Source organism: Roseibium sp. (assembly GCF_025698965.1).
Taxonomy (GTDB): domain Bacteria; phylum Pseudomonadota; class Alphaproteobacteria; order Rhizobiales; family Stappiaceae; genus Roseibium.
Genome location: NZ_JAILWL010000264.1, coordinates 1 through 9,000 on the forward strand (window position 1 = coordinate 1; position 9,000 = coordinate 9,000).

The 9,000-nt window shown below is 54.3% G+C and carries 10 protein-coding genes; 6 read left to right on the forward strand and 4 right to left on the reverse strand.

The features are described 5' to 3' along the window. The 5 genes from K5905_RS19910 to K5905_RS19930 all read left to right on the forward strand — a co-directional run. Nucleotides 1-1,673, forward strand: a 1,673-nt coding sequence (locus tag K5905_RS19910; protein ID WP_297586898.1) for an AAA family ATPase, incomplete at its 5' end; no start/stop codon positions are given. Nucleotides 1,674-1,829: 156 nt separating this feature from the next. After that, complete coding sequence (locus tag K5905_RS19915) at nt 1,830-2,534, forward strand: SDR family oxidoreductase (RefSeq protein ID WP_297586899.1); 705 nt, start codon at nt 1,830-1,832, stop codon at nt 2,532-2,534. Between the two features lie 291 nt (nt 2,535-2,825). Continuing rightward, entirely contained in the window at nt 2,826-3,584 is a 759-nt protein-coding gene (locus K5905_RS19920; RefSeq protein WP_297586900.1) for an AzlC family ABC transporter permease, read from the forward strand. Next, a complete protein-coding gene (locus K5905_RS19925; protein WP_297586901.1) occupies nt 3,581-3,940 on the forward strand; it encodes an AzlD domain-containing protein in 360 nt (119 codons plus the stop codon). The genes K5905_RS19920 and K5905_RS19925 overlap by 4 nt, the downstream gene beginning before the upstream one ends. Nucleotides 3,941-3,975: 35 nt before the next feature. Further along, the gene (locus K5905_RS19930; RefSeq protein WP_297586902.1) at nt 3,976-4,626 is read left to right on the forward strand and encodes a glutathione S-transferase family protein; all 651 of its coding nucleotides are present in this window, start codon (nt 3,976-3,978) and stop codon (nt 4,624-4,626) included. Nucleotides 4,627-4,657: 31 nt separating this feature from the next. Here K5905_RS19930 and K5905_RS19935 read toward each other — a convergent pair whose 3' ends face one another. The 3 genes from K5905_RS19935 to K5905_RS19945 all read right to left on the reverse strand — a co-directional run bounded on the left by K5905_RS19935 (nt 4,658) and on the right by K5905_RS19945 (nt 6,089). Further along, nucleotides 4,658-5,176, reverse strand: a complete 519-nt coding sequence (locus K5905_RS19935; protein ID WP_297586903.1) for a hypothetical protein — start codon at nt 5,174-5,176, stop codon at nt 4,658-4,660. A gap of 7 nt (nt 5,177-5,183) precedes the next feature. Further along, nucleotides 5,184-5,612: an HIT family protein gene (locus K5905_RS19940; protein WP_297586904.1), complete on the reverse strand. Its 429-nt coding sequence runs from the start codon at nt 5,610-5,612 to the stop codon at nt 5,184-5,186. A 123-nt stretch (nt 5,613-5,735) separates the two neighbouring features. Further along, complete coding sequence (locus K5905_RS19945) at nt 5,736-6,089, reverse strand: helix-turn-helix transcriptional regulator (RefSeq protein WP_297586906.1); 354 nt, start codon at nt 6,087-6,089, stop codon at nt 5,736-5,738. A gap of 39 nt (nt 6,090-6,128) precedes the next feature. Here K5905_RS19945 and K5905_RS19950 point away from each other — a divergent pair, with 39 nt between their 5' ends. Then, nucleotides 6,129-7,481, forward strand: a complete 1,353-nt coding sequence (locus K5905_RS19950) for an aminotransferase class V-fold PLP-dependent enzyme (RefSeq protein WP_297586907.1) — start codon at nt 6,129-6,131, stop codon at nt 7,479-7,481. 52 nt (nt 7,482-7,533) lie between these two features. Here K5905_RS19950 and K5905_RS19955 read toward each other — a convergent pair. Continuing rightward, the coding region (locus K5905_RS19955; protein ID WP_297586908.1) for an AMP-binding protein at nt 7,534-9,000 on the reverse strand (1,467 nt) is incomplete at its 5' end.

Consider the following 9,000-nt stretch of genomic DNA (forward strand, 5'->3'; position numbering starts at 1 on the left):
TCGACATGGGGTCATTGCTTGCCGGAACCCGTTATCGCGGGGATTTTGAAGAACGCCTGAAACAGGTGGTCAAGGAGATAGAGGACTATCCCGGCGCAGTGATGTTCATTGATGAGATCCACACTGTCATCGGGGCCGGTGCGACTTCCGGAGGCGCCATGGATGCATCCAACTTGCTGAAGCCGGCACTCGCTTCCGGGACGATCCGTTGTATCGGATCGACGACCTACAAGGAATATCGTCAGTTTTTCGAGAAGGACCGCGCGCTTGTTCGACGCTTCCAGAAGATAGATGTCAACGAGCCGACCATTCCGGATGCAATCGACATTCTGAAAGGGTTGAAGCCGTATTTCGAGGACTTCCACAAAGTTCGCTACACGGCTGACGCCATCAAGACGGCTGTTGAGCTTTCGGCCAAGTACATTTCCGACCGGAAACTGCCGGACAAGGCGATCGATGTTCTTGACGAGACAGGTGCCTCGCAGATGCTGGTGCCCGAAGCACGTCGGCGGAAAACGATTGGTGTGAAGGAGATTGAAAACACAATCGCCACCATGGCACGGATACCGCCGAAATCCGTTTCCAAAGACGATGCCGAGGTTCTGGAAAATCTTGGCAAGGATCTGAAACGGGTGGTCTATGGCCAGGACAGCGCCATCGAAACCCTTGCGTCTGCCATCAAACTTGCCCGTGCCGGTCTTCGCGAGCCGGACAAACCGATCGGAAGCTACCTGTTTTCAGGTCCGACCGGTGTCGGCAAAACGGAAGTTGCACGCCAGCTTGCATCGTCTCTCGGTGTCGAGCTGATCCGCTTCGACATGTCGGAATATATGGAGCGTCATACCGTGTCGCGGTTGATTGGTGCTCCTCCTGGCTATGTCGGGTTCGATCAGGGCGGCTTGTTGACCGATGGTGTCGACCAGCATCCGCACTGCGTTCTGCTGCTTGATGAGATCGAGAAGGCCCATCCGGACCTGTTCAACATCCTGCTGCAGGTCATGGACCACGGAAAACTGACCGATCACAACGGCAAGCAGGTGGATTTCCGCAATGTCATCCTGATCATGACCACAAATGCGGGTGCTGCGGACATGGCGAAGATGCCTGTCGGCTTCAACCGTGTGAAGCGGGAAGGTGATGATACGGAAGCGATCAACAAGCTGTTCACTCCGGAATTCCGGAACCGGCTGGATGCGATCATTCCGTTCGGCAATCTGCCGATGGAAGTCGTCTACAAGGTGGTCGAAAAGTTCGTCATGCAGCTTGAAGTTCAGCTTGCTGACCGCAACGTGACTTTCGAGCTGACCGACGAAGCGGTTAAATGGCTTGCGACGAAAGGCTATGATGACCGAATGGGGGCGCGACCGCTTGGACGGATCATCCAGGAACACATCAAGCGACCGCTTGCCGATGAAGTTCTGTTCGGCAAACTGAAAAAAGGCGGAATGGTCAAGGTTTCCGTGTCGGAGGATGGCAAAGGCCTGTTGCTTGAAAGTGTCGAGGAGCGGGTAATGCCGCCTAAAGCAAAGCCGAAGGCAAGCACGAAGCCCAAGCCGAAGCGCAAGCGCAAACCAGCTGCCAAGGTGACGGCAGCCAAGGACAGTAAATCGTCTTCGGGTAAGGGCGGGACCTCCAAGAAAAGCCTTGTTCCGAAAGTTCCCTTGGCGGATTAACTGAAAAACACTAAAAGCCCCGGAAATCCGGGGCTTTTTTAGTGAAGCGACTCTGCCGGGTCATTCAAATATGTGATCAAATTCATTCCCGAAAATCATTTGCGGTTGCGTCCGTCACTCCCTAGTTTTCAGGGAAGCGAACTTAGGAGTGACAAGATGTCCGAAACAAAAGTAGCACTGGTGACCGCTGGAGGATCCGGAATGGGGGCGGAAGCTGCCCGCCGTCTGGCAGCCGACGGAATGAAAGTCGCCATCTTGTCATCCTCGGGAAAAGGACAAGCTCTTGCCGAAGAACTCGGCGGTATCGGTCACACTGGATCAAACCTTGTTTCAGACGACTTAAAGTCGTTTGTTGAAAAGGTAATGGAAGCCTTTGGAAGAATTGATGTACTTGTTAACTCTGCGGGACATGGTCCGAAAGGCGATATTCTCGAAATTTCCGACGATGACTGGCATCTGGGAATGGATTACTACCTGATGAATGTTATTCGCCCGAGCCGTCTGGTCGCACCGATCATGGCAAGGCAAGAAGGTGGCACCATTATCAATATCTCGACCTTTGCAACATTCGAACCGGATCCACTGTTTCCGACATCCGGGGTCTTCCGAGCAGGGTTGGCAAGTTTCACGAAGCTCTTTTCAGACAAGTTCGCCGAACAGAATGTGCGCATGAACAATATCCTGCCGGGGTTCATCGATAGTTTGCCGGAAAAAGAAGATCGCCGGAAACGCATTCCAATGGGCCGGTATGGCAGGTCGGATGAGGTTTCCAGTTTGATTTCCTATCTGGCGAGCGATGAGGCTGGCTATATCACCGGTCAGAACATTCGGATCGACGGCGGTCTGACGCGATCGGTGTAGCTGCCTGCCTCCAAAAGCGGGACTTGTGTTGCAGACTGCAGAAAATACCGTTTGAGAAGACGTACAGGTGAATCGAAGGTCCGGTTCATTCGGGTGCCGGGACGGTGTTGCGTTTCCGGCGCTTTAACAATTCATCTCTCCATAAAAGAATGCGGCCAGGCTTCAGTGCTTCCTTGCAAAAAACGCATGGCAGCTTTGCTCCGGTCGCTAACTGCCATTCGTCACGTTGACAAATTCCTCTTTCGGATTTTTATAAGGGTTCCTTACTAATTTCATCACGGACAGAGATTCATGCCTCCGCCGGACAGGGCTGTGACATTTGATGCTGCTGATCAGGATCTTCCCGGAAGAGTTTGGATGCTGCGTGGTGCGCGTGCTGCCATTTCCCTGCCTGCATTTATCCTGACGGCAGCCTTTGTCGGATATGCGGGACTGGCACGTGAGAGTGGTTTGACCCTGGTTGAAACGCTTGCGATGACCGGGTTGATCTGGGCATTGCCATCAATTGTGGTTCTGACCGGAGCGCTTTCCTCCGGCATGGGGCTGATTCCAGCCGCCATTGCAGTGGCACTTGCCTCCGTCCGCCTTATGCCAATGACCATTGCATTTTTGCCGCTGATCAAGATCCCGGGAAAGACAAAGACCTGGCAACTTTTGTTGGCATCGCATTTTGTTGCTGTGACGGCCTGGGTTTACGGCATGAAACACCTTCCCAATTTCCCGAAGGAAGGGCGGTTGCCGTTTTTCATCGGATTTGGCGGTGCGGTGACATGTTTCGTGTTCTGCATCACGGGTATCGCGTATCTCATGGTGGAGCGCATGCCGCCGGTGGTTGCTGGTGCTCTCTTTCTGCTGACGCCGGTTTACTTCCTGTGTTCGCTCTGGGGAGCGGCGCAGTTGAGTGTGGACAAGGTTGCTTTGGCGGTGGGCCTCGTTCTAGGACCTGTGCTTTACCTTTACGTTCCCGGTCTCGATCTTCTTTGGACAGGGTTGATCGGCGGGACTGTGGCCTATCTGGGAACCAGGATTATTCGCAGGGGGCTGTCATGACGGGCGCACTCGCAGATACCTGGTGGTGGCCCTATGTCATGATCCTCGTTGCCGGCTGGCTGGCGACGGACGTCTGGCGCTGGATCGGTGTATTTGCAGGCGGCAAGTTGCGCGAAGACAGTGAAATGCTGATCTGGGTGCGCTGCGTTGCCACCGCTCTGGTTGCCGGCCTGATTGCGAAACTGATCCTTTTTCCGCAAGGAGTGTTGGCCGATACACCTCTATGGCTCCGTCTTGCCGCAGCAGGATTTGGCTTCGCTGCCTTTCTTGTCTCTCGACAGAAAGTGATTGTCGGAGTTCTGGTTGCCGAAGTTCTCCTCATCAGTGGCTGGCTGTTGCTCGATGGGGTAATCTAGAACCTCCTTGGGGAAACCCGATGCAGGAGGCGAAGATGTCGGATCGAGTAGAACTCTTTTACGCCCCTCAAACCCGCGCTACAGGCGTACGCGTGCTTCTGGAGGAGTTGGAAGCGCCTTACAAACTGAACGTCCTGAACTTCAAACTCGGTGAGAACCGGCAGCAGGACTATCTGAAAATCAATCCCGCTGGAAAAGTTCCAGTTGTCCGGCGGGGCAATGCCATCATCACCGAACAGGTGGCGATCTATCTTTACCTTGCAGACCTTTTTCCCGAAAAGGGCCTCACGCCGGCAGCGGAAAGCCCTCAGCGGGGACCTTACCTACGCTGGTTTGTGTATATTGCGTCATGCTTTGAACCCGCACTTGTTGACCGCGCCCTGAACCGGGAAGAACCACCGCATTCGATGTCACCCTACGGTACCTTCGACACGGTCATGGAAAACATGAGATCTCAACTGGCTGACAATCCGTTTGTTCTTGGAGAGCGGATGACGGCCGTAGACGTCTTGTGGGCCATGGGGCTGCGCTGGGGCATGATGTTCGGCATCATACCCGAGTTCGACGAATTCAAATCCTATACCGAAAGCTACTTCCGGAGACCTGCGCCCAGAAAGGTTCTGGAAGAAGATCAGGCGATGGCAACGGAACAGGAAGAAGCGGCGGCATTGGTCGGGATAGCTTGAGCTTTCGCGACTGCCGTCATTGTCAGATCATTCAGGAGCTTTCTTCGATCAACAGCGGTTCTTGGCTGACGATCCAGTTTTTGTGCAGGAAAGGTAATATTGCCTGGACTGTGACGTCCTTACTGTCCGAACCGGTTTTCAGATCAAGCCAGCGGCCGTTGTCTTCAATCTGCCCTGTTTCAAGAATGGTAAAATAGAGTTCGCACCATTCGTGGTAGCACGTGCGAAGAATATACTGTTCCGGTACCTTGAGTTGCAAAGTGATGTAGTCAGAGCTTTGCAGTTCGTGGTCCGAGAGCAGCATCGTTGCAAGCAGGTCCAATTCTTCCCGCTTGCATTCGTAGGTCCAGACAGGCGGTGTTTTCCCCTCCGACAATCCGCAATCAACCAGATGTTTGTTGACGTGGCTGTAGGCAAGTCTGTCTTTTTCCGAAACAGCAATTCCGTCCCAGCTAGGAAAGTACCAACCGGACCCGTCAAACAGATCAAGAATGCATGCCCGCTGAAACGTGAACAAACGGGCAGATGCTCCGGAGGCTTGCAAATTCATTCTGGAATCAGTCTAGGGCGGCGCGAATCTTTGCGGCCTGTTCCGCAAGCAGATCGTTGTCAGCCATTTCACCGGTATGCGGTTTCAAGGAAACGCCATCAAATCGCGGAATTACGTGTACATGGGTGTGAAAGACCACCTGACCACCTGCGGGTTCAGAGAACTGTTGGATCGTGGTGCCATTGGCACCAAACGCTTTGACAACGGTGCGGGCCATTTTCTGAACAGTTCCCATGACGGCGTCCAGATCCTCCGGAGCGATGTCAAAGATATTGCGTGAAGGTGCTTTCGGGAGAACCAGGATGTGCCCGTCTCCTCTTGGCATGATGTCCATGATCACAAGCGTCTTGTCGTCTTCAAAGATATTGTGACTCGGAAGTTCACCGCGCAAGATTTTGGCGAATACATTCTGATCGTCATACTGGGGTGCGGACATATCCGGAAATTCCTGTTCATAAGGTAATGGCAGAGCGGTGCAAAACCGTTTGCCGGAGACTAATCGCAGAGGTTGACAAGGAGCAAGCAGGAAAAGACCGTCCTGGAACGCGATACCAGACAGTCAGACTTCAGTGCGTTTCCTTGGTTCCGAGCGAGAGACATTGGACAGCGCTTCGCCGATATCGGCAATGTGTTCCCGGACTGGCTTGTAGAACATCCAATTGCCGATTTTCTTGCCGGTCACCAACCCCGATTCTGCCAGCTTTTTCATGTGAGAACTGACAGTTGGCTGAGACAAACCGACTTTCTCGGTTATGAAGCCGACGCAAACACCATCCTCGACCAGATCACCATCCCGTTGTTCGGGAAAATGAGAACGCGGATCCAGCAACCACAGCAGGATCTGGAGCCGCACAGGACTTGAGAGGGCTGACATTACGGATGAACTTGACTTCACATCTATATTGATATTCATCTATATAGAAACTCTTCGATATAGGTGGTCGGGTCATACATGGAAAATAACCTTCTTGGACTTCAGGCGGAAGCTTTTTCGGACGGTGCGAACAGGGGTGCTCGATACCTGCAGCAGATCGGCTTACGCAAAGTGAATGCCGAGTTGGCACGTTTGAGCCAGTTAGATCCTGGCTTGCCGGAGGAAGGTATGGACGTGACGTCTGTTCTTGATCTCATGGATTCAATTGGCGGCGAGGGGACGGTCGGTTCCGCTGGTGGACGATATTTCGGCTACGTCATTGGAGGTGCTCTTCCTGCGGCTTCCGCAGCGCGCGCGCTTTTGTCCGCCTGGGATCAGGTCGCCGATGAATTGACGGGCCCATCTGTTCTGGAAATGGAAAAAGTTGCTCTTGCCTGGATTGTGGATCTGCTGGAATTGCCCAAAGGCACTTCCGGGGCATTTACCACCGGTGCAACGATGGCGAACATGACCTTGCTGGTCACTGCACGCGACACGTTGCTTTCCCGGTTGGGGCATCCGCGTGGAGCCGGGCTTATCGGCGCGCCCGGTTTGCGAATAGTCGCCAGTGCCGAAATCCACGCTACGGTTTTGAAATCGGTGCGCATGGCCGGACTGTCGACAAATGATATCGAATGGGTGGAGGTGGACGATCAGGGGCGTTTGTGCCTGGACCAGGTACCCGAACTCGATGACAGGACGCTGGTTCTATCTCAGGCAGGTAACGTTTGTTCGGGAGCCGTCGACCCCATTCAAGGTCTTGCTCAAAAGTGTAAAGAAGCTGGCGCATGGCTGCATGTGGACGGGGCCTTTGGCCTCTGGGCACGCCTGGCAGAACCGCTGAGTCAAAAGTTTGCGGGTTTGGAAATGGCAGACAGCTGGGTTGTCGATTCACACAAGACCTTAAACACGCCTTATGACGCTGGAATTGCGTTGTGCCGACATCCTGAGGAAATGCAGGCTTCGATGGCAATTGGCGCAAGCTATCTGCCGGCCACGAAACCGGGACCCTCTGATCGTGCTCCGGAATTCAGCCGGTCGGCCCGCGGTGCGGAAACCTGGGCGGCACTGCTTTCGCTCGGTCGCAAGGGTGTCTCGGATCTGGTGACCGGTTTTCACCGTCATGCGGTGCGAATAGCCAGAGAGCTACGGGCATTGGGCTTTGACGTTCCCCATGAAATTCACTTCAACCAGGTCTTTGCGACTTTACCAGGCAAGGAAGACGCATGTGCTCGAATTGCTGCTGACGTTCAGGCGTCCGGTGAAGCCTGGTTCGGTCCGGCGGTATGGCAGGGAAGAAAGGGATTTCGCATCAGTGTTTCGAACTGGACTACAGCCGATTCCGATGTTGACCGGCTGATCGCGGCGATTGCAGCGGCAAAAGAACACTGATTATCTGGTCATGCGCATCCCGCAGAATTGCGGGATGCGCCTCACTGATTGCCTAAGCAGCTTTTGGTTCAAGGATTCCCTCTGCTGCCAGTTTTGAAACGCCCGCAAAGTCAATCTTGCCGGAGCCAAGCACCGGGATTGCAGGTACTACCCGGACTTCAGCAGGGATCATGAGGTCCTGTGCCCCGTGGGTCTTTGCCGCTTCGATGAAATCGGCGCGGGTCGCCGTCGGACATTCCGTCAGCAGAATCAGTTTCTCACCCTTTCGCGGATCCTTTACGGCCGAAACGGCGGACAGGTGCTCCGGCCAGATCTGACCGGCAAGCGTCTCGACCGCTGCCAGGGACACCATTTCTCCGGCGATCTTGGCAAAACGCTTGGCGCGACCCTTGATCGTTATGAAACCATGCTCGTCGATTTCAACAATGTCGCCGGTGTCGTGCCAGCCGTCGACAAGAGGTTCGACAACGCCCGGATTCTCGGCCTTGAGATAGCCGATCATGACATTCGGTCCCGATACATGGAGGCGGCCACCGGTTTCAACACCTGGAACCGGTTCGAGCCATGCCGACATGCCCGGCATGAGTTTACCGACGGTTCCCGGTTTGTTAAACATCGGCGTGTTGATCGCGATGACAGGGGCAGTTTCCGTGACGCCGTAGCCTTCCAGAACGCGCAAACCGAACCGCTCCATATAGGTTTCACGGGTGCTGGCTTTCACAGGTTCTGCTCCGGCAAAGCAGTAGCGCAAGGACCGGAAGTCATATGCATGGGCAACGCGAGCATATCCGTTTAGGAAGGTATCCGTGCCGAACAAAATGGTGGCATTGGAACTGTAGATCAGTTCCGGGATGATCCTGTAGTGCAGGGGAGATGGATAGAGGTAAGTCGGAACTCCTGATATGAGCGGCAAAATGGTTCCTGCCGTCAGCCCGAAAGAGTGGAACATGGGCAAGACGTTGAACACTTTGTCGGATGGGGTGAAGTCAATCCGGGCTGCTGCCTGCGTCGCATTGGCGAGAATGTTCTTGTGAGTCAGAACAACGCCCTTGGGTGTGCCTTCCGAACCGGAGGTGAACAGGATCACAGCCGTATCACTTGCATTGCGCTGAACGATCGGCTTTTTTCGGGACATCAGTCCCTTGATTTTGTCCAGTGCTCCGATTTCCTGACGGATTTCGTCAAGCCAGACAAAGGTCAGGTGGGGTTTCAAAGCAGCGACAAGTGTGTCCAGTTTCGCCTGTTTGACGAACGTGCGCGAAGACAAAATGGTGGTGACATCTGCCGCTCGGCATGCCGACAGGATGTTTTCCTTTCCTGCGGTGAAATTGATCATTGCCGGGATTTTGCCCGCAGACATGACGGCCAGAACCGTGACGGCAGAGCCATTGGCATTGGGCAGCATGACACCGACAGTATCTTCGTTCCCGACCAGTTGCGTGATCTTGCGGCCAAGCACCGAAACACCGGTCAGCAATCTTCCGTAACTCAGCTCGCCAGACAGCGGGTCTTCCAGGGC